Annotated in this window: 25 protein-coding genes; 14 read left to right on the top strand and 11 right to left on the bottom strand. The window is 38.9% G+C overall.

What is annotated here, in order from left to right; genetic code table 11:
* Window positions 1-11: 11 nt before the first annotated feature.
* From BMW98_RS01160 to BMW98_RS01150, 3 genes are all read right to left on the bottom strand, one after another.
* A complete protein-coding gene (locus tag BMW98_RS01160) occupies window positions 12-473 on the bottom strand; it encodes a hypothetical protein (protein WP_090256560.1) in 462 nt (153 codons plus the stop codon).
* Window positions 474-478: 5 nt separating this feature from the next.
* The gene (locus BMW98_RS01155; protein ID WP_090256559.1) at window positions 479-688 is read right to left on the bottom strand and encodes a hypothetical protein; all 210 of its coding nucleotides are present in this window, start codon (window positions 686-688) and stop codon (window positions 479-481) included.
* A 127-nt stretch (window positions 689-815) separates the two neighbouring features.
* The gene (locus BMW98_RS01150) at window positions 816-1,313 is read right to left on the bottom strand and encodes a SixA phosphatase family protein (protein ID WP_090256558.1); all 498 of its coding nucleotides are present in this window, start codon (window positions 1,311-1,313) and stop codon (window positions 816-818) included.
* 80 nt (window positions 1,314-1,393) lie between these two features.
* On the opposite strand from BMW98_RS01150, the gene BMW98_RS01145 reads away from it, so the two are divergent.
* Window positions 1,394-1,585 carry a cold-shock protein gene (locus BMW98_RS01145; protein ID WP_090256557.1) on the top strand — a complete coding sequence of 64 codons (192 nt, stop codon included), beginning with the start codon at window positions 1,394-1,396 and terminating at the stop codon, window positions 1,583-1,585.
* A gap of 109 nt (window positions 1,586-1,694) precedes the next feature.
* Here the strand turns inward: BMW98_RS01145 and BMW98_RS01140 are convergent, their stop codons facing one another.
* From BMW98_RS01140 to BMW98_RS01130, 3 genes are all read right to left on the bottom strand, one after another.
* A complete protein-coding gene (locus tag BMW98_RS01140) occupies window positions 1,695-2,540 on the bottom strand; it encodes a hypothetical protein (RefSeq protein WP_090256556.1) in 846 nt (281 codons plus the stop codon).
* Between the two features lie 66 nt (window positions 2,541-2,606).
* The gene (locus BMW98_RS01135) at window positions 2,607-3,554 is read right to left on the bottom strand and encodes an aldo/keto reductase (RefSeq protein WP_090256555.1); all 948 of its coding nucleotides are present in this window, start codon (window positions 3,552-3,554) and stop codon (window positions 2,607-2,609) included.
* A gap of 138 nt (window positions 3,555-3,692) precedes the next feature.
* Window positions 3,693-4,721: a glycosyltransferase family 15 protein gene (locus BMW98_RS01130; RefSeq protein WP_090256554.1), complete on the bottom strand. Its 1,029-nt coding sequence runs from the start codon at window positions 4,719-4,721 to the stop codon at window positions 3,693-3,695.
* Window positions 4,722-4,956: 235 nt separating this feature from the next.
* On the opposite strand from BMW98_RS01130, the gene BMW98_RS01125 reads away from it, so the two are divergent.
* From BMW98_RS01125 to BMW98_RS01100, 6 genes are read left to right on the top strand one after another with little or no spacing between them, the layout of a single operon-like run.
* Window positions 4,957-5,940: a glycosyltransferase family 2 protein gene (locus BMW98_RS01125; protein WP_090256553.1), complete on the top strand. Its 984-nt coding sequence runs from the start codon at window positions 4,957-4,959 to the stop codon at window positions 5,938-5,940.
* 8 nt (window positions 5,941-5,948) lie between these two features.
* A complete protein-coding gene (locus BMW98_RS01120) occupies window positions 5,949-6,770 on the top strand; it encodes an ABC transporter permease (protein ID WP_090256552.1) in 822 nt (273 codons plus the stop codon).
* A 5-nt stretch (window positions 6,771-6,775) separates the two neighbouring features.
* Complete coding sequence (locus BMW98_RS01115; RefSeq protein WP_090256551.1) at window positions 6,776-7,504, top strand: ABC transporter ATP-binding protein; 729 nt, start codon at window positions 6,776-6,778, stop codon at window positions 7,502-7,504.
* 20 nt (window positions 7,505-7,524) lie between these two features.
* Window positions 7,525-8,463, top strand: coding sequence for a sulfotransferase domain-containing protein (locus BMW98_RS01110; protein ID WP_170836496.1), 939 nt, complete (start codon window positions 7,525-7,527; stop codon window positions 8,461-8,463).
* A 52-nt stretch (window positions 8,464-8,515) separates the two neighbouring features.
* Window positions 8,516-9,952 carry an MBOAT family O-acyltransferase gene (locus BMW98_RS01105; protein WP_090256549.1) on the top strand — a complete coding sequence of 479 codons (1,437 nt, stop codon included), beginning with the start codon at window positions 8,516-8,518 and terminating at the stop codon, window positions 9,950-9,952.
* A 6-nt stretch (window positions 9,953-9,958) separates the two neighbouring features.
* A complete protein-coding gene (locus BMW98_RS01100; protein ID WP_139177332.1) occupies window positions 9,959-10,918 on the top strand; it encodes a hypothetical protein in 960 nt (319 codons plus the stop codon).
* Here the strand turns inward: BMW98_RS01100 and BMW98_RS01095 are convergent.
* From BMW98_RS01095 to BMW98_RS01080, 4 genes are read right to left on the bottom strand one after another with little or no spacing between them, the layout of a single operon-like run.
* The gene (locus BMW98_RS01095) at window positions 10,915-12,024 is read right to left on the bottom strand and encodes an O-fucosyltransferase family protein (RefSeq protein ID WP_090256547.1); all 1,110 of its coding nucleotides are present in this window, start codon (window positions 12,022-12,024) and stop codon (window positions 10,915-10,917) included. The two genes, BMW98_RS01100 and BMW98_RS01095, sit on opposite strands and share 4 nt — an antisense overlap.
* Window positions 12,021-12,866, bottom strand: a complete 846-nt coding sequence (locus BMW98_RS01090) for an FkbM family methyltransferase (RefSeq protein WP_162844633.1) — start codon at window positions 12,864-12,866, stop codon at window positions 12,021-12,023. The genes BMW98_RS01095 and BMW98_RS01090 overlap by 4 nt, the downstream gene beginning before the upstream one ends.
* Complete coding sequence (locus BMW98_RS01085; RefSeq protein ID WP_090256545.1) at window positions 12,863-13,960, bottom strand: O-fucosyltransferase family protein; 1,098 nt, start codon at window positions 13,958-13,960, stop codon at window positions 12,863-12,865. Before BMW98_RS01085 ends, BMW98_RS01090 begins: the two co-directional genes overlap by 4 nt.
* On the bottom strand, window positions 13,957-15,027 hold the full coding sequence (locus tag BMW98_RS01080; protein WP_139177330.1) for an O-fucosyltransferase family protein: 1,071 nt from the start codon (window positions 15,025-15,027) through the stop codon (window positions 13,957-13,959). Before BMW98_RS01080 ends, BMW98_RS01085 begins: the two co-directional genes overlap by 4 nt.
* A gap of 247 nt (window positions 15,028-15,274) precedes the next feature.
* Here BMW98_RS01080 and BMW98_RS01075 point away from each other — a divergent pair, with 247 nt between their 5' ends.
* The 5 genes from BMW98_RS01075 to BMW98_RS01055 all read left to right on the top strand — a co-directional run bounded on the left by BMW98_RS01075 (window position 15,275) and on the right by BMW98_RS01055 (window position 19,498).
* Window positions 15,275-16,240, top strand: coding sequence for an NAD-dependent epimerase/dehydratase family protein (locus tag BMW98_RS01075; RefSeq protein WP_090256543.1), 966 nt, complete (start codon window positions 15,275-15,277; stop codon window positions 16,238-16,240).
* An 11-nt stretch (window positions 16,241-16,251) separates the two neighbouring features.
* A complete protein-coding gene (locus BMW98_RS01070) occupies window positions 16,252-17,052 on the top strand; it encodes a glycosyltransferase family 2 protein (RefSeq protein ID WP_245733456.1) in 801 nt (266 codons plus the stop codon).
* A gap of 254 nt (window positions 17,053-17,306) precedes the next feature.
* Window positions 17,307-18,065, top strand: coding sequence for a TylF/MycF/NovP-related O-methyltransferase (locus BMW98_RS01065; protein WP_162844632.1), 759 nt, complete (start codon window positions 17,307-17,309; stop codon window positions 18,063-18,065).
* Window positions 18,062-18,826 carry a class I SAM-dependent methyltransferase gene (locus BMW98_RS01060; protein ID WP_090256540.1) on the top strand — a complete coding sequence of 255 codons (765 nt, stop codon included), beginning with the start codon at window positions 18,062-18,064 and terminating at the stop codon, window positions 18,824-18,826. Before BMW98_RS01065 ends, BMW98_RS01060 begins: the two co-directional genes overlap by 4 nt.
* A 6-nt stretch (window positions 18,827-18,832) precedes the next feature.
* The gene (locus tag BMW98_RS01055) at window positions 18,833-19,498 is read left to right on the top strand and encodes a CmcI family methyltransferase (RefSeq protein WP_090256539.1); all 666 of its coding nucleotides are present in this window, start codon (window positions 18,833-18,835) and stop codon (window positions 19,496-19,498) included.
* Window positions 19,499-19,549: 51 nt separating this feature from the next.
* On the opposite strand, the gene BMW98_RS01050 is transcribed toward BMW98_RS01055, so the two are convergent.
* Window positions 19,550-19,774 (bottom strand): hypothetical protein, encoded by a 225-nt coding sequence (locus tag BMW98_RS01050; RefSeq protein ID WP_090256538.1) that lies wholly within the window; start codon window positions 19,772-19,774, stop codon window positions 19,550-19,552.
* A gap of 190 nt (window positions 19,775-19,964) precedes the next feature.
* Between BMW98_RS01050 and BMW98_RS01045 the strand changes: the two genes are divergently transcribed.
* Together BMW98_RS01045 and BMW98_RS01040 are read left to right on the top strand one after the other, a co-directional pair.
* Window positions 19,965-20,702: a FadR/GntR family transcriptional regulator gene (locus BMW98_RS01045; protein WP_245733454.1), complete on the top strand. Its 738-nt coding sequence runs from the start codon at window positions 19,965-19,967 to the stop codon at window positions 20,700-20,702.
* Between the two features lie 172 nt (window positions 20,703-20,874).
* Window positions 20,875-23,940 carry a SusC/RagA family TonB-linked outer membrane protein gene (locus BMW98_RS01040; protein ID WP_090256536.1) on the top strand — a complete coding sequence of 1,022 codons (3,066 nt, stop codon included), beginning with the start codon at window positions 20,875-20,877 and terminating at the stop codon, window positions 23,938-23,940.

Below are 23,940 nucleotides of genomic sequence, written 5' to 3'. Positions count from 1 at the left end.
GGGGGAAGCTTTTAATGAACAGATACATTTGTCACGATTCCTGCATTTAATTCAATGTGCAAGAATGACGGATCAATATTAAACATGCCTGGGATATGTCCGATTTCATAAGAAGCATAGTTCTTGTTCCAAGTCGAGTATTCATTACCCAAAATTGTAATAACTTCCTCTTTAGTTTTACCTAATAGAAGTTTACTATTCACAATGTCAGAGGCGTAAATGTATCGCTCCTCTATATTTTCTTTCCAGCCGGTTTGATTGAATTTTTTCTTGGGGTAGTATGAAACTGCGAAAATTATAATTATCCCCATAATTAGGTATAAGCAGAGAGATAGTATTGGAGTTATTGCAAGCGCCCAAATAAGCCGAACTTTGCCCTTTTTATCAATCCATTTTCCAACAATGAACCATGAAATAGCAAGGCCGGCTATAAAAACTGCAACATAACCTATGTAGTGAAGATACTGTCCCATTCGGACTATTTCTGAGTGTTCCTTTTGTTGATATAAAAATGAGTAACAATTGGTGCAATGGCCATTAGAAGAAATATGGTGCCACCTGCAACAAGTGCCGCAATTTTCCAAGTTCCCAAAGTTTTAAACTCGTTCAATAGCTTTGAGGATACGTAAACGCACATTGCCAAAGGAAAAACTGCTGAATATAATAGTTGGTGTTTGTACTTATTCATTGACTTAATTTAGTCATTTTTATTGAAAGCCCATTTCGCCTAAAAAGCCCTTCTTTTTTGTAGGTTCTAACCTTTGGAATTTCCCTCAGTTGGTGTTGTCACCAAGTGGAATTTAATCCAGAAGCCTTCAGAACTTCCTAGACTTTGGGAAATCGTAGAGAAATTTTCTCCCAGTGCGGTGAAGTACTTCGTTCCACTGGTCAATTTCGAATTCAATGCCGCATATGGCACAAGTAGGCAAGTTATCTAGGTAGAAGTTAGAAAGGTCGTTTATGGCATCGGTTAGGCCGGGGTTATGGCCAAAGATGGCTACAGTGTCGTGCCTATCCTCTACATCGGCAACTATTTTGCGAATAGTGCTGGCTGAAGCGTGGTAGAGTTCTTGCTTTTGAATGACTTGCTCTTCTTTATACCCCAAAGCTTTTGCGTGCCCAATGGCGGTGGTTAGTGCTCGGTTGGCTGGTGAGGAAATAAAGGCATCAACTTTAAGATCTAAGTCGGCCAGTCTTGTTGCCATGTCGGGTAGGTCTCTTTTGCCGCGATTATTCAAAGGTCTCTCAAAATCAGAGAGATGCGGCTGGTCCCAGCTGGACTTGGCATGACGAATAATTAATAGTCTTTTCATGTTATCTTGATTGGAAGTCTCAAACTAATCGATACCTTTGATGCATTACATTTAATACTTAATATTTAATACAAATTACAATGAAAACAGGTACCGTAAAATTCTTCAATGATGAGAAAGGTTTCGGATTCATCGTTGACGATGAAAATGGAAGTGAAGTATTCGTACACATTTCCGGTACAGTAGACGAAATCACTAAAGGAGATTCAGTTTCTTATGTGATCACTGAGGGCAAAAAAGGCCCTAATGCAACGGATGTCAGAAAAATATAATAACGAATTATAGATTTTTGATTAAAAAAACCCTGATCATCGATCAGGGTTTTTTCTTTTATATCGGTTCTGTCAAAATTATCTATCAGGCAGAGTTATTCGTTTTTAATTACTGTTCGCAAGCGGTATTCTGAAAATCTGAGTCCCAGCATATAAAGGTGCTTGTTTCGAAATGCGCCTCGGAACGAACGGTACCTTCCTGTGTGTCTTCATTATAATATATGAGTACATCGTAGTCGGCCTCGGTTTCGCTTACAATAGAGATATCGTAAAAGTGTGTATAGCCCGACTCGGTGGTTACACCATATTCAATATAGCTGCCATTTCTTTCAGACTGCTCGTCTACCAAGGTGTAAATAGCATTTACTACATTTTCACCTTGTCTGTCCCAGGTAATGCTCAGTACTTCACCCGACTGTGCCGGGCCTTTAGAAAGGTACCAAGTACCACCGCTGCCATCGGTTTGAGATTCGCCTCTAAACCATAAGTAATCTTCAAATTGACCAGGGGCTGTTAGGTACATCTCCCATTCTATTTGGTCTGCATTGTTGTATTCGGCATAAAGTGTTGCCGTAATGCTTTGATTGTTTACTTGAACAGTATACTCCGATCTCCACTTGGCCTGCTCAGGCAAGTATTCAAATGAATGATTGAAAGCCTCGTGGAAGGCTGCAACCGGAATGGCTAATTGTACATTTAAAATGGTTTGCCAGAAAACCACATTGGTTGCGGCAAAGGCAAAGTTGGAATGTTCGTTTTGCTCCAGATTAGCAGCACTGCCGTTTCCGCTCGATTCTCCATTTGAAGGGAAATTCCCCAAATTGGCAGACATTGATGCCTCTGGCGGAAGTTCCGGAGATGATGGGTTTTGGCTGCCGTCATCGTCAGAACAAGCCGTAAATACTACTAGAACCCCTAAAAGGGTACTTGCAAGTTTTAATTTTAATGTTTTCATGACGAAAAAAGGGTTTGGTTTCTACAGTATAGAAGCCAAACCCTATGCCATGTTAATGGAGTGGAATTATTCGTTCCAGAGTTTTTCGGCTGTGTAGTAGCCTCCTTCTCTTTCCCAAAATTTTCCGTCTAAGAATCTATAGCCTTTGTCGAGTCCATTTAGCTTTTCAAGCTCTTCACCACTCAAAGGTATCTCGGCAGAAGCCAAATTTTGTTTAATACGGGCTGGGGTTACTGACTTTGGAATTACTGCAGTACCTCTTGCTTCAGCCCATTTTATGAGAATTTGTGCTGGATGAACACCGTGGTTGTCTGCAATTGTTTTAATCACTTCATTTTCGAACATATCTGGTTCGTCATCACCTCTGCCTTGGCGATCGCGTGAGCCTAGTGGAGAATATGCGGTATATAAAATGCCGTTTTCTGTGCAGAACTCAACCAGCTCGTTTTGTGCCAAAAGTGGGTGCGATTCCACTTGGTTCATTTCAGGAACGATGTTGGCAGTTTCCATTAGCTTTTTAAGCTTCGGCACGTTAAAATTGGAAACACCAATGTGTTTCACTAGTCCCTTTTCTACCAAAGCTTCCATGGCTTTCCATGTATCTGCAATTGGGTATTCTTCCAAGGTGGCAAAATCCTCAGCAGTTTTTGGTTGAACTACGCCCGGTTTGTGGGCAATAGGCCAGTGAATAAGGTAGAGATCCAAATAGTCTAGCTGAAGAGCTTTGAGGCTTTCTTTTACGGCCTTTTCAACATCTTCTGGAGCGTGAAAAGCATTCCATAGTTTAGAGGTTACGAATAGCTCTTCTCTTTTTATGTCGCCATCAGCAAAGGCATCGGTAAATGCCTTACCAATTTCGTCCTCGTTTTGATAAATCCATGCGCAGTCAATGTGGGTGTACCCTGCTTTTATTGCTTCTCGCACAGCTTTGTAAACCTCTCCTGGTTCCGATTTCCAAGTACCAAGGCCAATAGCTGCAAGTTTATCTCCGTTTCTAAATTTCAAGTAATTCATTTATCGTGGGTTTTTGTTGTGTCAACTATTCAGATAAAGATACAGTTCAAACGAAAATGAATTTACTGATTTAGCCTCTAAGGTTAACTTGTTATTAGGCTTTTTATTGGTGGAGTATGCGCGAGAAGATTTTTCACACTAGTAGCTATTCTTTATTTTGACTTTACCGTATTTCTTTTTGAATTCAAGGACAGCTGGGTTTTCTTCATCACCTACCCCAGCATATATCCCTCCCCAGTCCAGTTTTCCATTTTTTATGGTTGCGTGTTCGTATGTCCAATCGTTGAACTTGTGAACTTTGTTTTCTGGCAGAAAAATTTGTGTTGTAGCTGTTTGAAGTATATGATCTCCCCATCGGTATTTGTAGCCCCCAGCTACTCTATCAAAATAATGTAGAAAAGATTGAACATCAGGCCTAAGCCAAAAGTCAACATGCGTAACTAAGAAGTTTGTGTAAAAGGTCCAACGATTCCACTCATTAGGCTCGGGCCAATTGTTCAAGTCATGGTTAAGTTTGGTAGATATTGAATCAATAACTGAGAGTATCTTCCTTTTTATTTTTCCTTTGAAAGAGAAAGCATCTTTGTTGAGTTGGATAGATGAATCAAAGTTTTCTAAAAAGGTATAGGGTTTAATTCCTTCGGCTTTAATATATGCCAATACCATTTCGGAAAAGCCGTGAGATGTTTTTTCAGGCTCCTTGATAAGAGCTCTGTAACCATATTTATATTCATTTTTTGCCATAAAATCGAAGATGTTATATTCAATCTTGGAGTGTATAAATGAATCATCATCCATTCGCATGAACCAATCATAACCCTTGTTTTTTAGAACATTAAATATTGTAAGAGAATAAAACCTCATCATATGACGATACCCCATACCAAAGAGGCCATCCCATTTATCTGGGATTTCAGAGGGATTCAAAAAATCGGGAAGACTGAACTGTATAGTTTCGAAAGTTATCTCTTTTCGACCACTTATAACCTCTTCCTGGCTTTTCAGATCAAAGTCGCCTTCATGAAAGATGATTATATCATGACCAAATTGGTTGTTGTAATTCTTATAAAGAAGGTTCAGGCTTTTTACAAGCATTGATCTGGAGTCTCGCCCGTATTGTTGGTCTTTTTTGGTGTTTTGAGCAAGGTAAATAATACACGGCTTCATTTATTGGGGTTTAATTCTTAGTAGTCTCTTTGGATTGACAATTTTAGCAAATGAACAGTTAGGTAAAGTGACTTTTATTTTTTTTGTTATCGATGCCCTGTTTTACGTTATTAAATTTTTCTTGAGCCTAATTTTTTCGGGTAATTTGCATCAATTTTAATATTTACAAATCCAATTGAGTAGTACAAGTTCCAAGACTCTTTCGCTAATAATCTGTTCCAGAAATGACGACTATATGGGCGATCCAATGTGGCGATTGGCTACAAGTATCAACTATGTATCTGAACAAATATTCAGTCTTGAAAGAGAAGCGGAAGTAGAGGTGGTAGTCTGCGATTGGGGCAGTGAGATCCCGATTTCAGATGTTATCCAACTCACAGAAAGAGCAGCATCCATAACAAGGTTTATTCAAGTACCGCAAGCGCTAGCGAGTGAACTTCAAAAGGATAGTCCTTTTGGTGAAGTATACGCCTTAAATATTGCTGCCAGAAGAAGTGAGGGCCTTTACATTGGCAGGATAGACCAAGATACTTTAGTGACGATCGAATTTCTAGAGAATTTTTTCGATGCAGTTGAAGCGAAAAAGGACTTTGGTTTTGAGCCTGAGCAATCTTATATGTTTGCGGCACGTAAGCAGGTTCCTTACTCTTTCGTAAAGAAGAAGCCTAGCCTTTGGCAGCTGCAGAGAGTTATCCATAAATATGGGAGATGGATTGGGAGTGAAGAATTAAAATTCTGCCATTGGGCGTCCCCTGTTGGAATCTTAATGATGCATCGTGATTTGTGGGATGATATTGGGGGGTATGATGAAAGGCTGATATACTACTGGTTTATGGATGTGGATTTGGCTACCCGATTAATGAGAAAGTACCATATTGTCAATATTGGAGAGAAATTTGGGTATCATTTTTATCATCTCGAACACATGCCAAATGGGAATTTATTTAGGCATAGTCATAGAAAATTAAATCCAGATTGGTCAAAATCTTTTGACAAACCTGTACTGAATCCAAATGGACCAGATTGGGGCTTGAACACCCATGACTTAAAAAGTACTTCTGCTGCAGAACCAATTGAGCTGCTTGATCAATTAAATGAGGCTAGAATTGCTGGACTCGTACCTAAAATATTAGCCGGTACTATTGGTCGATGGAGTTATTATCAGGTTAAGCATGTATGGTACCTGACTAAGAAACTGAGAGGGAAACCCTACCTGTAAAATGCTGGATGGAAAAGTGGATTAATCATACTGATACCGGGTTCAGGTTTATGAAACCTCCCGTTCTCTGGAAAAGTAGAGGAATACTCTTGCATTTGATCAGGCGTGATATGCTCGTTACTTATAAGCAGACTATTCTGGGCGTTTTCTGGACAGTATTGAAACCTTTGGCAATGGCAATGGTCATTGTGTTTGTGTTTGGTCGATTGGGGAGCTTTCCAGATTATGGGTTGCCCTATATACTCATTGCTTTGCCGGCTCTGTCTTTTTGGGAGTTCTTTTCTAATTCCATTAATCGGGGTAGTATTTGCTTGATTGACGATAGAGGTCTGATTACCCGAATTAGTTTCCCAAGAATTATTCTTCCTCTTAATGCCTCCTTAAGAAATACGCTTGGCCTCATCATTAATCTGGCTGTTACAGTCGGTTTTATGCTTTATTATGAAGTGTCAATAACCTTGAATTTGTTACTTCTCCCAGTTGTATACATTTTCACTTTCCTGTTGAATTTCGGTATCAACTTATGGTTAAGTACTGTCAATGTTTTTTACCGCGATGTAATGACCTTGGTCCCGTTCATTTTGCGGGCTGGGCTCTTTATAAGTCCGGTAGCATTTACACTGCAAAGTGTACCTCCCAATTTGCAAAAACTCTATTGCTTAAACCCCTTGGTTGGCCTTATTGAGAGTGCAAGATTCTGCTTTCTGGGAAAGGAATTTCTCCCAGATTTTCAATGCCTTCTGATTAGCGGAGCGTCCTTATTGGCTTTGTTGCTATCGGGTCTCTATTTGTTTGGGAAATGTGAGCGCAAATTTGCTGATGTAATTTGAGAAAGATGGAGAAGCCAATTATCGAAACATTTGGGCTGGGTAAAAAATATAGGATCAGCAGTTCCGATGTGAAGAACGGAACGGCAGAAAAATCCAATAGTTGGATTAAATCAGCCTTTCCTTTCTACGGTAAGGAAGACTCCTGGGCACTTAGAAATATTGATTTAAGGATAGAAAAGGGAGATGTGGTAGCCATAATGGGGAATAATGGTTCTGGCAAATCAACCTTGTTCAAACTACTTAGTGAAGTTACCGACCCTTCAGAAGGTAGGTTTGTTCTCAGAGGCACCATTTCCAGTATGCTTGAAGTGGGCGTAGGCTTTCACCTTGAACTCACAGGAAAGGAAAACATATTCTTGAACGGCACTTTGTTGGGAATGAAAAAGGCAGAAATCAATAAGCACTTTGATGAAATAGTAGCTTTTTCAGGTGTGGAGCATTACCTGAATGTACCGATCAAAAAGTACTCAAGCGGAATGTATGTCAGACTTGCATTCGCTGTAGCCTCATTTCTGAGAACGGATATCCTCTTGGTAGATGAAGTATTATCGGTAGGCGATAAATCTTTCAAGGAAAAGTCTATCGCCAGAATGAAAGAAATGGCTAGTGAGGGAACCACTATTATGATAGTAAGTCACGATACATCCGTTTTAACAGATTTGTGTAATAGGGCAGTAAACTTCCAGAATGGAAGAATGATGGGAGAAGGACAAGTGAAGGATTTTCTGCTCTGAATATTATGACAGAGATAAATATGAAGCATCCTAATTTCTTTTTGGTGGGAGCGAGTAAAGCAGGAACTACTTCTCTGTATCATTATTTGAAGCAGCATCCAGATATCTTCATGTGTCCTGAAAAGGAGCCGTCTCATTTTCTGTTTCCGTATGGTGTGCCTCCTTTGATGTTTTCAGATGATCTGATGAGTCACTCTTTCAGAGAAAATATTAAGAATGCGCCCAGAGTATTTCCAACGCGCGAGGAATATATTGCGATGTTCGATGGTGTTCGAGAGGAAAAAATTATAGGAGAGGCTTCTCCAGACTATCTCATTGGTCCGGATACTCCTCAAGCTATTTTCGACTTTACTCCATTGGCTAAGATCATGATCATTCTGAGAAACCCTTTTGATGCAGCTTACTCGGAGTTTTTGATGAATCAACGTGATGGTGAATTTAAAGAGGGCACTACTTTTTTAGAGCTTTTGCGTGCTGAAGACCTAAACGACTGTGACTTGCAAAAGCTACCTAAACTCATACGTACTAGGTTTTACAGCAAGCATATCAATCGGTATTTAGAGGTCTTTCCGAAGGATCAAATAAGGTGTTTTTTGTTTGAGGACCTTGATCATATGGACCTGCTCTTAAACGATGCATTTGAGTTTTTGGGAGTTTCTACTCAGGTGAGAATAGATACTTCTTTAAAATATAATGCTGCGAAGGCTCAGAAAATTGACTATAGGACTGATTCAATCAGAAATTTGATTCCTCCCTCAATTAAGAGTGGTTTGAAGAAAACAATACCTGCTTCATTTTACTCCTGGTACTGGAACCGAAGGCTGGGTGTGCATCAATCTGAAAAGTTTCCGGTTAAATGTCCGGAGGATGCTAAGGAGTATCTAATGCCAATTTTTACTCCAGTCATTCAAGAGTTAGGAGAACTGCTCGAACGTGATTTGTCATTATGGTTGAAATAGGCTTTTTGATGGTGATTAGATTAGTGTATACTCAATATTTTAATTAGCAATAATGTTATTCGACTCTTTAGAATTTGCTGTATTCCTACCCGTAGTCTTTGCCGTCTATTGGTCATTATCAAGCAGGAGCCTGAAGCTTCAGAATGCCTTTTTGATTGTAGTCAGTTATATCTTCTATGGATGGTGGGACTGGCGTTTTTTGGCACTTATAATTTTCAGTTCTGGGGTTGATTATTTGGTGGCCAAAGGCCTGTATGAAACAGCCGATTTAAAGAAAAGAAAGACACTGTTGTGGGCTAGTATTTCCATAAATATTGGCTTATTGGGTGTATTTAAATACTTCGATTTTTTTTCGAAGAGTTTTGCTGAGGCCTTCACTTTGCTGGGAAAACCCCTCGATCCCCTGCTTCTGAATATAGTGCTTCCGGTAGGCATCAGCTTTTATACTTTTCAGACCTTAAGCTATTCAATTGATGTGTACCGAAGGAAACTGGAGCCTTCCGAAGACTTAATATCTTTTTTTGCTTATGTGAGTTTCTTTCCTCAACTGGTAGCTGGTCCCATTGAAAGAGCAACTAATCTGCTGCCTCAATTCTATAAAAGAAGAGTCTTTTCGTATGATAAGGCGGTTGATGGAATGCGGCAAATTCTCTGGGGACTATTCAAGAAAGTTGTTATTGCAGATAATTGTGCAGGCATTGTAGATCCTATTTTCAATCATGCATCTGACTTGAATGGAAGTACCCTAGCCCTAGGGGCAATCTTTTTTGCCATTCAGGTTTATGGTGACTTTTCCGGGTATTCAGATATTGCCATTGGCACAGCTCGCTTATTTGGATTCGATCTTAAGCCCAATTTTCTCTATCCTTATTTTTCTCGTGACACAGCCGAATTTTGGCGCAGGTGGCACATTTCTCTATCCACATGGTTCAGAGATTACGTCTATATTCCACTTGGAGGAAGTCATGGAAGCCTCTGGCAAAATGTGCGGAACATATTGGTGATCTTTCTTGTGAGCGGGTTGTGGCATGGAGCAAAATGGACCTATGTGTTATGGGGAGGCCTGCATGCCTGCTGCTTTATAGTAATTATGCTTATCGGAAATCATCGCAGAAATCTCGATGTAGTTGCGCAGGGGAGATACCTTCCTTCTCTTAAGGAGCTACTTCAAATGGGTTTCACTTTCGCTCTTTTGAGTTTCCTCCTGATCATTTTCAGGGCAGAGAATTTAGGTGATGCATGGGTTTATATCGAAAATATGTTTTCCGAATCCATATTTAGGCGCATCCAGATTTATGAAAGCAAAGCCTTCATCCCATTAATAGGAGGTTTGTTTTTAGTCGAGTGGTTAAGTCGTGAAAGGCTTCATGGTTTAGAAGTCTTATCTAGGTATTCCAGGCTTTGGAGATGGGCGATCTATTTAGGTCTTATTCTAATCATTGTAAGTTTTAGAGGTGAAAGTCAGGCATTCATGTATTTCCAATTCTGAGAGAGTATGAGACGGTTTTTAAAGCATTTTCTGATCTTATTATTGCTCACTGCTGGTGTATTAACTCTTGCCGATTTCTGCGTTACAGCCGGACTAAGAAAGAGTAATGCGCTGCTATTTCAGAGTATGACAGGAATTTTCAGCGGAAGTATTAATGCCGACTTGATCATCATTGGCAACTCCAGAGCAAGAAGGCATATAGACCCAGAGATCATGGATTCTGTACTGTCAGTTGACTCATATAACCTTGGCCAAAATGGTACGGGATTCAGAATTCAAAAGATGATTTATGACCTCTACAGACAGCATAACCAAAAGCCAAAATACATTGTACATATTGTTGGCAATGGGATGTTCGAGGAGGAAGATGGTTTGTATGAACGAATTAAGTTTGCGCCCTATCTTAATGATAGTCTAGTAAGGGCGACAACCAGAGATATTAAGGGCTTTGATAAAATAGATTACTATTTGCCTTACTTCAAATATTCTGGGTTTCCCAATGAAATTAAAGGGGGAATATCCAGTTTTTTTGGAATGAGTGGTGTCTCCAACGAAGAAGCTTATAAAGGTTTTCCAAAGACTCATTTCGATTGGAACAATGTGATTTTTGAAAAATTCAAAAAAGAATTCCCTGATGGAACAAGCCTTGCTATTAGTGATAAATTGATTGAATTGATGGACAACTACATTCAGTCGTGCAAGGATGATGGGATCGAAATAGTGTTGGCATATCCACCAATCTATTATGAGGCAAAACCGTACTTTCACAATGATCCACAGATTTTAGACATCTTGAAAGGGCTCGCTCAGAAAAACAAAATCCCTTTTTTAGACTATGCTGATGACTCTTTATCTTACTCAAAAGAGAACTTTGCTGACCATGTACACATGAGCAGTAAAGGAGCTGAAATATTTACAAAGAAGCTCAGTCAGGATTTGAAAGACCTCCTCAAGACGGAGCGTTAGGAACTCAGAATTCGCTGCTTGATTTTTCCCAGATACATTCGAAGGCTTTTGGCTTTTCCTCTGGTCTTATACCAAATAAGCTGCCGAAGGCTTTGCGAATCTGTGTCTTTGGCAATCCGATCAAGACCCCTTTTACTGATAAGCTGCCAGGCAGGCGGATTGGTGTGGTTATCCCAATCTTTGTCGTAAGACTGTCCAAAGGCTTTTTGCTTTTTGTAACCCAGATCAAGACATTCTAGATTAGTGTTGAAGTACATGGCCATTTCCCCCACATTGGAACTTCCTTTGATCAGGAAATCGGCTTTTGACAATAACAGGATGTCTAGCAATACATCTTCCCCTTTTTTGTAAGGACTCAGCTCCGTCCGCTGAAAAGGTGCAACTTCATTATCAGATCTGAAGGAGTCTGAACAGACCACTTTATCTCCATATCGCTTTTCGAAGACAGGAATATACTGTGCCTGATCAGTGGCCAGGAAAATTTTAAGACCGGGCTCTTTTTCTATCTGCTTATCGATATGAGGGAAGTATTCTGCGGGACTTACCGCTGGGGCATAATGCAAATCGGTACCTCTGATATGCACTCCTAAAACAAAGCTGTTTGAAAAATGCTGCTTATAAAATGAATCTACTTTTTGAAGAATATGAGGTTTAGGTTTGATGTATTTTCCAATTGTTTCTCTCCCTTTTTTCCTTTCCTTAGCATACCAAAGATCTAGATCTCCAAGATATTGGGAACGCCATTTCCCGAAGGGGAAGGAATAGACACTATCAGGATCTTCTTCGGATACCTTTATGGCCTCCGCTGAACTTAGTTTTACTAGGTGTTTAGTTAAATCAATCTGATTTGATATTTCTCTGAACTTTCCATAAGACAGGGGCATTACTGGTTCAAAATATTGTTCCCAAAGCTCTCCACACATCGTTGGGTCTAGAAAAGCATTCTTGCATTCAGTTGTATAACAAACAATCGGATAAAGATTTTCACGTTCGCAGTATCGCAATTGATTGATTGTGACTAGAATTATTGCCCCAAACCCGGCTCCTTCCATATTGATTTGAATGGGGTGTATTTTTTTGTATGATTTTAGTATTTCTTCAATCAATGCTTTTCAAGTTTTATTAGGCTCTCTTTTGGGTAAGCGTAATATTCCATTTCTGAGATATTTTCTACTATATATCCATTTTCTTCCAGGAAGTCTTTTGCGGTACTAGGGTTAATTTTGAGAAGCGACATTCTTGGTAGATTATGTTCAAAGAAAATATGCTTAATCCGTTGTTTTTTTATAAGCTGAATGGCTCCCTGAAGTACCCATGTATCGGCTCCTTCTGTATCTATCTTCAGTAAATCAATATTCGAGATATTATTCAGTTGAGCGTAAGTATCAAGTGTTTGAACTTCTACCATCTCAGATTCTCTATCTTTATTAAGTGTAAAACCACCCCACCCAGTTTGTTGCTTCTCTCTTTCATGACAAAAGTTCAATATTCCTTTTTCTCTACCCAGTGCATATGGGACTATATTGACCTGATTAGTCAGTTTGTTCTTGTCAATGTTATTTTTGAGAGGGGCTATGTTTAGTGAAGATGCCTCAAATGCATGTACCTGATTTTTTTTGTTTTGGGCAGCCCAAATGCATGAGAAGTAACCATAGTTGGCACCTACGTCTATAAGAACTCCCCCTTGCTTAGCAAGTTTTAAAACCACCTTGGTAACCTCCTTCTCATAGAAGCCATTGTATATAATTGGAATATGACCAATGTCTTTTTTTGAAAGGTCGAATCGCAAGGATCTATTGAATTCAAAAGAAATATTATGCTCCCCTAGGTCAGGAAAAAGACCTTGCAGTCTATATGATAGCTTTTCTCTCAACTCGAGTGGATATATAAATCTGAGCAGATGCCTTAAGAGTTTTTGCCAAATAGAATCGGATTTTGCCTTGCTCAATGTTTTAGTATTTTTCTTGCTAAAGTCGATCTGTAGTAAATTACTTTACCAATTTTTGACTCGATAAACCTTCTGATAATCCTTTCTCGCAGAATTTGAGTTTTTCTGCTCGTCTTACTTTTGTTTCCGACATTCAATTGGGAATAAGTGCTCTCCAGTTCGCTATACTTTTTTTTGTTGAATTCACTTTGTAGAGCGAAATCTGTGATGTTATTATGATTACAAAACCACAGTGCCAGTTCGCCTGTTGCCGCAGCCCCTTTCAAAATTTGCTGACATTTAGAAAGCAGCAGTATATCCAATAGCACTTCTTCTCCTTTCTGATAGCCACTAATTTCTTCAAAGCGAAATGGAGCAATATGGTTGTCCGATCTAACCGCGTTTAGATAAATCACTTTGCCTGAGTACCGCTTCTCGAATTCATCTAAATACTGACTTTGGTCTGTAGCTACATAAATCTGATAGTCTTTGTCGTTTCTCTCATCAACGAGTCTGTCAACCTCTTCAAAGTATGCTTGAATGGGAGTTGGTTTTGCATAGGCAAAGTCGGACCCTCTAATATGCAATCCAATGATAAATGAGGCTTTGAATTGAGTGGCAATAATGCTCTCAACCTTTTTAAGGATGTGCTCTTTGGGTCGAATATATTCCTGAACATATCTCCTTCCAAGCGCTCTCTTTTCTTTCATCCATGACACCTTGTTTATTGGAGTTTCCCATGCCCAAAAGGTGGCTAGACGCTCAGGGTCATACTGATGAGTTTGAGCTGCCTCTGCCGAACTAATGAAATGAACTTCCTGACCAGAAAGTATACCTTCCTTTATCCAGTCATTTATTTCCTGAAGGGTATGAGAGCTCACTTTCTCAAAAAAATATTCCCAAATATTGGTTCCCCATTTGGCGTCATAAAAATATGGGCAGCTTTTCTCATTGAAATCTATAATGGGAATTGCATTAATAGACTCAGCTTTCCGAATACCATTCAACGCATAAAGCAAAAGTGCTCCATAACCTGCGTGGAGATCATGGTTTTGAATAATAAGAAAGCCATTGCGTGCCTTACCTTTCCAAAAAAGTAGTTCTTCTCTTTTCATTGCTTATCCCACTTTACAAGTCGCTTTATTGGCTTTTTAAGGTTGTGAAGGGCGTGCTGGTAAGAGAATTTAAGAAACTTAAAAAGTTCACCGTTCCGTAGATTGAAAAGGGTGTTGATGTAGGTGGATTTGGAATGGATGTTTGTATGAGCCAGGTGTGGATTTTTCAAAAGAGCAGTTCTTGCTAACCCAGAACCGTTATGGATTAAATAATGGCATTCGCTCAAGAGCAAATAGTCAATCACAGCCTCTTCACCATTTTTAGCAGCCTTTTGAGAGTCATTTGCTAGGTACCCAGGAATTACCCAGCCCGATGGCCCTGTCCCGGTCAAATTTTCCGATGTATGAAAGATACTACTGGTATATATTACCTTTTCACCAAAGTGTTGAATGAGTCCGTTTAGAGCCTTTTCTGAGTCCGTAGCCACGAAAATTTTAGCACCAGAAAATCTACTCAATTGTTTCTGAATATGTTCAATATAAGATTGAAAACTGTAGGAGCCCCTGCGATGAATATTATGTTCGTTGTCATCTGATACATCTGTAGCTCTCATGTGAACCCCAATCACTTTATGCCCTTTCATTTGGCTGTCTATAAAGGAATTTACTCTTTCATTAATGTACAATCTCGGCCGTACATGCTTTTGGATGATTTTGCTTGCCTTTTCTCTTAATTCCTGATCTGGATCATTCCACTTATGTGGTATTGTTAGGGTTTTACCTTTAAAAGCTCTGTGGTTGCCAAAGTTATTGGTTACAAAAACATTCTCGTTGAAATAGTAGCCAGGATATTCAAAGTGTGGGAAATGAGAATTTATATGTTCTACTATTGATTCAGGTAGCTTGGAAGAGGGTTGATCGGCAATAATTGGTTCAAAATAGTATTCCCAAACATTGGTGGCATCCATATAGCCTTCGGCTGTCCAGTAACAACATTTGGTTCTGTATAATGCCACTGGTTTTCTCTCTTGCTCAAGTGCAAGTGGTATATGGCTTATTACTTGTTGAACCAGAGAAAACAGACCAACGTCTTTCTCGCAGATTATATGCCACTTACCGTTACTCACTTGTAGGCGCAATTTAATAAATAGGAGTGATCAATTTTGGATGTAGGGTGTGTGCATATTAAATAATGTTCTAAATAGTCGTTTTTTTGTCGTTTAATATTTTTCTAGGTCTTAATCTTTATTTTCTTTGCGCCTATCAAATTCGACTCAATCAGTAGATTCTCTATCCGTAGTTGGGTGTTATATCAACAATAGCCATACAAACTTCATGAGCATTTATTCTAAGGGATGAATTTAAAATTTGGGAATGAAAAGAGCTATTGTAACTGGTGCAGGGGGCTTTATTGGTGGCCATCTGGTTGTTTTTCTAAAAAAACAAGGGTATTACGTTAAGGGAGTGGATTTGAAACTTCCAGAATTTTCAAGGTCCGGTGCTGATGACTTTGTAGTTGGGGACTTGCGAGATCCAGCCTTAGTAGAGTCATTATTTGAAGGTGGTATTGATGAGGTTTATCAGTTGGCCGCAGATATGGGCGGAGCTGGGTATTTGTTTACTGGAGACAATGATGCTGATGTAATGCATAACTCTGCTCTAATAAACTTGAATGTTTTGAAGTCTTCTGTAAATCATGGAGTTAAACGAGTTTTTTATTCTTCTTCAGCCTGTGTATATCCAGAATACAATCAAATGGATTCTGATAACCCTAACTGCGTAGAGGAGTCGGTTTATCCAGCACAGCCGGATAGTGAATACGGTTGGGAAAAGCTTTTTAGTGAGAGACTATACTTTTCATTTATGCGGAATTATTCCATTGATGTGAAGGTAGCTCGGTTTCATAATATTTTCGGACCACAGGGAACTTATGATGGCGGTAAAGAGAAAGTGCCGGCAGCGCTGGCAAGAAAAGTTGCAATGACCGCTGATGGTGGTGAAATAGAAGTTTGGGGAGATGGAGAACAAACTCGTTCATTTTTATTTATTGATGATTGTGTTCAAGCAGTATATCAACTTATGCAATCTGATTTTAGTGGCCCGGTAAATATTGGATCAGAAGAATTGGTGAGTATTAATCAATTAGCTAAAATATGTATGAGTGTTGCTGGTAAGAAGCTAACAATTAGACATGTTGACGGTCCACAAGGAGTTAGAGGAAGAAATTCGGACAACAGATTAATTGAAGAAAAGCTCAATTGGACTCCAAAGGTTTCTTTAGAAGAAGGCATTAAAAGAACATATGAGTGGATTAATGCCGCAATTAATGCTACCAGATAACATAGAAAAGAGTGATTAAAAAAGACTCTTTTGAGAAGCATATATCTAAGGCAAGGGTGAAAAAAATTTCAATTATCACAGTTTGCTTAAACAGCGAGGCTACCATTGCTGATACCCTAAATAGTGTGGTTAACCAAGGTTATAGCGACTATGAACACATAGTTTTTGACGGAGGCTCAACCGATGGAACTATTGATATACTGAAGTCCTACAAGGACAAAGTGAGGTTAATTGAGGGGAGTGATTCCGGTATTTTTGACGCTATGAATCAAGCAATCTCCTTTGCTTCGGGGGATGTTATTGGAATTCTAAATTCAGATGACTTCTATTCAAATAACGGAGTTTTGTCAAAGGTGATGGAAGTTTTTAAAAACAGTCATACAGCTTCAGTTTATGGTGATTTATGCTATGTAAACCGAAAAGATGTGACCCAAATTAGCAGGTATTGGAAGGCGAGAAGCCTTAATGTTAATAGTTTTAAATATGGCTGGTCAATTCCGCATCCAACTTTTTTTGTTAAAAGAGAGCTTTATGATCTCTATGGAAAGTTTGATAGTAGTTTTAAAGTTTCTGGTGATTATGAATTAACCTTGAGGTTTCTTCTTAAGCATCGAATTGCTGTTGAGTATATCCCCGAGATATTGGTATACATGAGGACAGGCGGGAATAGCGATCAAGGAATTGCTCAAAGGATAAGGTCCTATAGAGAAGATAGAATAGCTTGGAAAAAGGCTGGTTTGAAACCAAGATTTTATACTGTTATTTTCAAGGTTTTGAGAAAGCTCCCTCAGCTTACCAAGCAAAAGCGATAAATGCCGAATTCGGTTTTGGCCTAATGTCAATTTTCCAGAAGAAGTAGATAGTGTTTAGCAGAGTAGCTTGTTTTTTTGGATATATAGTCTAAGCGAAAATTAGTTTTGACTAGAGTAAACGATTGTAAAACTAGGTTCTAATTTTCTTTAATCATTAAATAGACTATAATTGACTTATGATTTTTTGTCATCGGTTATAAATGCTGCCCTCTATTAACAAAAATGCTAACATCTTTTTTAAGCTTTTATCCAGGTTGCTCAACAAGCTTTTTGGGAAGTATTTATATGTAGCTATCATGACAGACTTTACCTATGCTAAGGATAATCTTTTAACTAAGAATTCGGCTTCTTTTCTTGAAGACCCTCAGTTTAGAAGAGCTTACCTTGCTGGTAAGCAGACTGATAAGGATCGTTTTTTGAAAGGGGTAGACCTAGAGTGGAGAGTTCATGTTCTTTGTTGGAGCGCAAAGTACGCCACTAACTTGAATGGAGACTTTGTAGAATTAGGTGTTAGGACAGGTTTCTTCTCTAAGAGTATTATGGAGTTTGTTAATTTCGAAGAATTAGACAAGCGTTTTTTACTTATAGACAGCTTTAGAGGAGTAATACCTGAGCTCTTGAATTCAGATGAGTTAAGGAGAGAATCAAATAATACTGATTCAGTAAAAGTTTGGGAGAGCGTATATAGTCAGTTGGAAAAAGAATATCAACACACCCCCAAAGTGGAGGTAATAAAAGGCATTGTACCGGAAGTTTTGTTTGGGGTTAAATTCGATAAGATTGCATTCATTTCTCTAGATTTAAATAGTGCTTTGCCCGAAAAACATGCATTAGAATTTTTGTGGGAATACATTGTTCCGGGTGGCATAATAGTATTGGATGACTACGGCTACCCCGGGTATGAAGCCCAACAAGCTGTGCATAACGCTTTTGCTAAGAGTAAGGGCACTCATGTTCTTTGTTTGCCAACTTGTCAAGGCATTATTGTTAAGCCAAATTTGGATTGTAAATGAAATGGACTGGCGAACGATTAGTCACTCATGTTGATGCTCATTTTGCCTATGAGCATTTGCATCGTTACTATATTGCTATGCAATTTGCAAATGGTAAAAAGGTGCTTGATGCGGCATGTGGCGAAGGGTACGGTAGTGCTTTACTAGCAAAAAACGCAGACAGTGTAACGGGTATTGATCTCAGTGATAAGGCAATAGACCACGCTAATGAAAAGTATGGTGATTATAAAACTAACTTCGTAAGAGCAGATGTATATAGTTTGCCATTTCCTGAAGGTGAATTTGATTTGATTGTTTGCTTTGAGACTATAGAGCATGTGAATAGTCCTAATAGAGCCATCGAGGAGTTGAAAAGAGTATTGAGCCCAAATGGCTTGTTAATTATATCAACTCCAGATCGTGACAGTAAACATCACTTAGTTAGTAAAGCACATAATCCTTTTCATTTAAAAGAATTAAACCAAGAAGAATTCCAACATTTAATTAATCAGAATTTTATCAATAGTGATTTTTTATATCAAAAAACAATCACGGCCTCTTTAATAACATCAGGAGAGTCCATAGGTGAATTAAAAGAATATTCTGGGTGGTTTGATGGTTATGCTGAGGTTTGTCCAAAGAATAATTCGCAATATATGATTGGTTTTTGCTCGGATAGTTCATTGCCATCAGTACTGAGCAATAGTATCTTAAGTTATGAGCCTATACATAAATCGCTCATTAAAAGGGTGATGTTGAAAATTAGAAATTTGTTTAGATAGATATAGATGAGCTTACTAAAGAAGGTGTTTAATCAGTTTAGGTCTGCTAATGTTAATTCGGATATAGTTTTTCAAACTAATTTAAAACTCATAGAAAAGGCTCACCATCAAACAAGTTATCGAGGAGTAACTATGGTCAAATGTCCTTTTGACTTGGTATTGTATCAAATGATAATTTCAGAAGTTTGTCCCGATCTCATTATAGAAATAGGAACAAAGAAGGGAGGATCCGCTCTTTATTTTGCTGACCTCCTGAGAAATATTGGTTGTGGGGAAGTACATACGATTGACATAGAGCAGGCTGTCGATGAAAAAGTATTAAAGGCAAAAAATATAACTCTTTTTGAGGGCGGTTGGCAAAATTACCTTCTTGAAAACTGTCAGGGGTTTAAGAGAATAATGGTGATTGATGATGGTTCTCACGTTTATGATGAGGTCTTAGCGGCTTTTGAAAAGTTTAATAAGTTAGTTTCAGTTGGATCCTATTATATCATAGAAGACGGGATTATAGATCAGCTTAATATAAAGAAGGCTTGGTACAATGGCGGCCCCCTTAAGGCTTCCTTGGATATTTTAGATAAAGAACCTTCATTCGTTTTCGATAAGAAATACAATGATTTTTTTGGCCCTAACGCCACTTTCAATCCTTTAGGTTATCTAAAGAAGGTTTAAATATTAACCATGGTGGTTATAGAGTAAAGGGAGGCATATTTCATAAATCTCTTATTTAGGTAGCTGGCTCTCCAGCAGCATCACACTTTCCACATGGCTGGTGTGAAGAAACTGATCTACCAAATTGAATTTTTGTAGGACGTACCCTGCTAGAGAAAGTTGCTCAATATCTCTGGCTTGGGTGGCTGGATTACACGAAACATAAACCATTCGTTTAGCCTCCGAGTCAATGATTTTCTTGAGGGTTTTGGGAGCAACTCCCTCCTGTGATACGATTCACGCCATCTGTTGTCTAGAGTTTTAAATGTATAGACAGTAGTAATATTCGGTGATAATATGTTGTTGCAGTGGAAATGCGTGGCTTATCCATTAGGCAATCGTTTGCAATTTTTTTACGAAAGGTTTTGGAAGAACAATTTTTTTTGCAAAATTGGTCAACCAGTTACTGGTAAACTAATCTTGAATTGTGAAAGAATTACTAAATAGTTTTAGCGAAATAGTTGTTGAAAAGCCTTCTGATAAGATCATTCATCAGATTAAGGAGTTGATTTCATCGGGACAATTAAAGCCTGGTGATAAGCTGCCTTCTGAAAGGCAACTTAGTGAGCGTTTTGCTGTAGGCAGAACTTATGTAAGAGATGCCATACGTAAGTTGGAGTTCTACGGGATACTAAAAACGCTACCGCAAAGCGGAACGGTGGTTGCCGGTTTTGGTATTGCTGCTTTGGAAAGTTTGATTACCGATGTACTTAAGTTAGAGGGTACAGACTTTCATTCACTTGTTGAGACTCGGGTAGTACTTGAGATCAACTCTGCCAGGTTTGCTGCTCTTAGAAGAACGACTGATGATATTGTCGCATTGAAAAATGCTTTAACCTCTTACGAGAAGGCTGTTTCGACCGGTAAGGCTGCGGTTGAAGAGGACTTGCTTTTTCACCTTACAATTGCAGAGGCCAGCAAAAACTCTGTGTTGAAATCGCTGATGTTAATTGTTACTCCTGATATACTTACCTATTTCAAGGAGAACGATGTATGTAGCGGAAACAGACCCCTGACGGCTTTGGAAGATCATCATGTTATTCTCGATCATATTGTTAATCAAGAGCCTGATAAAGCGGGCGAATCGATGCGCGAGCATTTGAGTGACATTCTAAATTTTTCGAACAAAAACTTAAAACCCAATGAACATATAAAGTCGAAATAAAAAGAAAATGGATTGACAAAGCCAATCCATTAAAGAGCAGGAAATACAAACAGTACAATAGCCAAAAGTCCAGTATGTATCTACTCTATGTCATCAAAGATAGATGATGGTTGAGTAATTATCAAATTCATAGATCCTGCCTCTATACTTCAATCCATCTAAAAACTAAATAATGAAAAGATTTCTTAAGACTACATCATGGGTCATTGTCCTATTCATGATGATGAGCAATCCGCTGTTGTTTGCTCAACAAACTCAAACCATAAGGGGAACCATAACTGGTGATTTTAATGAAACAATTCCTGGCGTAACTATTAGAGTTAAAGGAACAGAGTTAGGAGCAATATCAGATGCAGAAGGTAAGTTCACAATTGCTGCATCACCTACTGATACACTTGTTTTTTCCTTTATTGGCTATGTTACACAAGAGGTAATGGTTGGTAATAAAACCACTTTAGAGGTGGTGCTAAAGACCGATGTTAAGGAACTAGACGAGGTGATTGTTATTGGTTACGGAACAGAGAAAAAGTCACATTTAACGGGTGCTATTTCCAAAGTAACTAATGAAAACCTTGATAAGCTACCTGTTGCCAGAGTTGATGATGCGCTTGTAGGCCAGGTATCGGGTGTTAATATTAGTAGCACTGAAGGAGAGGCTGGTTCTGCCCCAACCATAAGGATTAGAGGTACGGGTTCGGTTAGTGGTAGTTCGTCTCCATTAATAGTTGTAGACGGTTTGGTTGTAGACGAAGATTACCTGAGTGCGCTTGATATGAACTCAATCGAGTCGTTTGAGGTATTGAAAGATGCTGCCTCGGCAGCTATCTATGGTTCTAGAGGTGCTAATGGAGTAATTATAATTACCACAAAACAAGGGGCTGCAGGAGATACCAAGTTCAGCTATAACGGTTATTACGGCCTTAAAGAAGCCAGACAGAGCGATGCCTACTACTTTTCTATTGCAGAAACAGCTGCCGCAGAATTGGAGGCCAATGGTGAGTTATCGGACAGAACGCTTTACAAACAGCTCATTGGTGTAGATAGAGATTGGCAGGATGTGATTTTTGATGGTGGGGCTATTCAAAGCCACTCTATTACTGCGCGTGGGGGAAATGACCGAACTAAGTTTAGTACCGCCTTGAGCTATTTGCACGATGAAGGTGTGCTGTTGACAGATGACTTTAAGCGTTACACCTTTAACCTAAATGTTGAAACTCAAGTAAGTGATAAATTTAAGTTTGGCGCTCGATTCTCACCTTCATACTCAGACAGAAGAAGGTTTGATGGTTCTACACACGATATTTTAAGACAGACACCATGGCTACCAGTTTACCACGATGAAAACACAATTCAGTTTGTAGATAGAAATGTGTATCCAGATGTTCAGGTAGGAGATTATGCCCTACAAAGACATTTCGATAACTATGACTTGTATGGAGATGGTAGTGTTCTGGTAGATATCAGCAATACATCGAATACCAACCCTGCGGCAAAGGTTCTTGAACGAGACAGAAACGATTATAAGTTCAAGGCTTATGGGCAAATTTTTGGTGAATATAAGGTTTTAGATGGCCTTAAGTTTAGGGCTGTTTTAGCGGCCGATTACCAAAACACGAGAAGAGATAGATGGCAGGGTGTTGAATCTAGCCGTAATGGTGCCGCTGCAACTCAATACGATCTTTCTTCATTCAATAGAATCCATTTAGTTTCAGAAAACTATTTTTCCTACAACAAAACTATAGAGGATCATGAGATAAGTGCCGTGGCGGGTTTCTCGGCAGAAACTTGGGACACACATGCTGAAAGCACTACAGGTACAGGCTATGATTCTGATCTGTTAAGAACGCTTTCTGCTGCTACAACAATCGCTTCAGCCACATCTACCAGTTATAGGGAAACGTTCCAGTCTTATTTTGCTAGGGTTAATTATGCATTTGATGATAAGTATTTAGTATCTGCAAGTTTTAGAAGAGACGGTAGTTCTATTTTTGGGCCAAATAATAAGTATGGTAATTTTCCTGCCATTTCAGCTGGTTGGAGAATTTCTGAAGAAGCATTTCTATCAAATAATTCAATTGTAGACGAGCTTAAAGTAAGGGCTAGTTATGGTTTTACCGGAAATAAAACATTGCAAACAGGTAATGTTCTGGTAGATAATTACCCATACCTGTCATTAATGTCGCCAGGCACCGCGGTTACAGACGCAAGCCTAATTGCATCTTATCAAGCAATTAACATCGCCAACCCAGACCTTAAGTGGGAACGTTCCGAAGAGTTCAATCCGGGATTAGACTTTAGTTTGTTCAACGGAGTTCTTTCTGGCTCTTTAGATTACTACATACGCACAAGTGACCAGCTACTTTTAAATAACCCTGTTTCTACTACCACTGGCTTTAGCAATGCACTGGTTAACCTAGGAGAAGTTGAAAATAGTGGAGTTGAAGTGGAGTTTAGAACAAGAAATGTTAGCAACGAAACCTTTGAGTGGAATACCACGCTGCTTGTTTCTAAAAACAAAAACGAGCTCAAAAACTTTGGTGAGGCAAACGGACAAATTCAGAATGTAGACTCCAAGAGAGCTGCAGAGTGGATTAACCTTGAAGGAAATCCAATTTCATCTTTCTATGGATGGGTTGTAGATAGAGACATTCCCTTAGAATACCTAAACAACCCATATCACCCAGTGGGTGGTGAGGCTCAGGACGTATACGTAAAAGATTTGAATGGTGATGGTATAATAGATGATGACGATAAAACCATTATTGGCAACCCTTATCCAGACTTGATCTGGAGTATGATCAATGCTGTAAGTTATAAAAACTGGGATTTGAGCATAATGATTCAGGGAAGTCATGGGGCAGAGGTTAGAAATATGGGTGATCAGTATTTATTCAATCACTTCAATAGTTCTCAAGATTTCGATCCATCTATAACTCCAGACCAAGAATTCATTCGCGAAAAAATCTTTACAAATGATATCGTACAAGACGCGTCTTACATTGCTATACGCAACATTACGTTAGGTTATAATTTCCCTAGCTCGTTAGCAGGTAAGTTAAAAATGAACAGCCTGCGTGTGTATGCCTCTGGTCAGAACCTATTCTACTGGACAGCAGATGACTACACTGGATTTAACCCAGAGTCAATCTACAGCACTAGCCCAACAACTTGGGGTTATCAGCGTGCCGGATCACCAATTTTCGGCACAGTCTCACTAGGTATCAATTTAGAGTTTTAA

Source organism: Roseivirga pacifica (genome assembly GCF_900111145.1).
Taxonomy (GTDB): Bacteria; Bacteroidota; Bacteroidia; order Cytophagales; family Cyclobacteriaceae; genus Roseivirga; species Roseivirga pacifica.
The sequence above is the reverse complement of the archived record's forward strand: the minus strand, read 5'-3'. Positions and strand labels throughout refer to the sequence as shown.

Excerpts from the sequence above, each read along its gene's own strand:
- BMW98_RS01160 (WP_090256560.1), bottom strand. The coding sequence starts at position 473 with ATGGGACAGTATCTTCACTACATAGGTTATGTTGCAGTTTTTATAGCC.
- BMW98_RS01155 (WP_090256559.1), bottom strand. The coding sequence starts at position 688 with ATGAATAAGTACAAACACCAACTATTATATTCAGCAGTTTTTCCTTTG.
- BMW98_RS01150 (WP_090256558.1), bottom strand. The coding sequence starts at position 1,313 with ATGAAAAGACTATTAATTATTCGTCATGCCAAGTCCAGCTGGGACCAG.
- BMW98_RS01145 (WP_090256557.1), top strand. The coding sequence starts at position 1,394 with ATGAAAACAGGTACCGTAAAATTCTTCAATGATGAGAAAGGTTTCGGA.
- BMW98_RS01140 (WP_090256556.1), bottom strand. The coding sequence starts at position 2,540 with ATGAAAACATTAAAATTAAAACTTGCAAGTACCCTTTTAGGGGTTCTA.
- BMW98_RS01135 (WP_090256555.1), bottom strand. The coding sequence starts at position 3,554 with ATGAATTACTTGAAATTTAGAAACGGAGATAAACTTGCAGCTATTGGC.
- BMW98_RS01130 (WP_090256554.1), bottom strand. The coding sequence starts at position 4,721 with ATGAAGCCGTGTATTATTTACCTTGCTCAAAACACCAAAAAAGACCAA.
- BMW98_RS01125 (WP_090256553.1), top strand. The coding sequence starts at position 4,957 with ATGGGCGATCCAATGTGGCGATTGGCTACAAGTATCAACTATGTATCT.
- BMW98_RS01120 (WP_090256552.1), top strand. The coding sequence starts at position 5,949 with ATGGAAAAGTGGATTAATCATACTGATACCGGGTTCAGGTTTATGAAA.
- BMW98_RS01115 (WP_090256551.1), top strand. The coding sequence starts at position 6,776 with ATGGAGAAGCCAATTATCGAAACATTTGGGCTGGGTAAAAAATATAGG.
- BMW98_RS01110 (WP_170836496.1), top strand. The coding sequence starts at position 7,525 with ATGAAGCATCCTAATTTCTTTTTGGTGGGAGCGAGTAAAGCAGGAACT.
- BMW98_RS01105 (WP_090256549.1), top strand. The coding sequence starts at position 8,516 with ATGTTATTCGACTCTTTAGAATTTGCTGTATTCCTACCCGTAGTCTTT.
- BMW98_RS01100 (WP_139177332.1), top strand. The coding sequence starts at position 9,959 with ATGAGACGGTTTTTAAAGCATTTTCTGATCTTATTATTGCTCACTGCT.
- BMW98_RS01085 (WP_090256545.1), bottom strand. The coding sequence starts at position 13,960 with ATGAAAAGAGAAGAACTACTTTTTTGGAAAGGTAAGGCACGCAATGGC.
- BMW98_RS01075 (WP_090256543.1), top strand. The coding sequence starts at position 15,275 with ATGAAAAGAGCTATTGTAACTGGTGCAGGGGGCTTTATTGGTGGCCAT.
- BMW98_RS01060 (WP_090256540.1), top strand. The coding sequence starts at position 18,062 with ATGAAATGGACTGGCGAACGATTAGTCACTCATGTTGATGCTCATTTT.
- BMW98_RS01055 (WP_090256539.1), top strand. The coding sequence starts at position 18,833 with ATGAGCTTACTAAAGAAGGTGTTTAATCAGTTTAGGTCTGCTAATGTT.
- BMW98_RS01040 (WP_090256536.1), top strand. The coding sequence starts at position 20,875 with ATGAAAAGATTTCTTAAGACTACATCATGGGTCATTGTCCTATTCATG.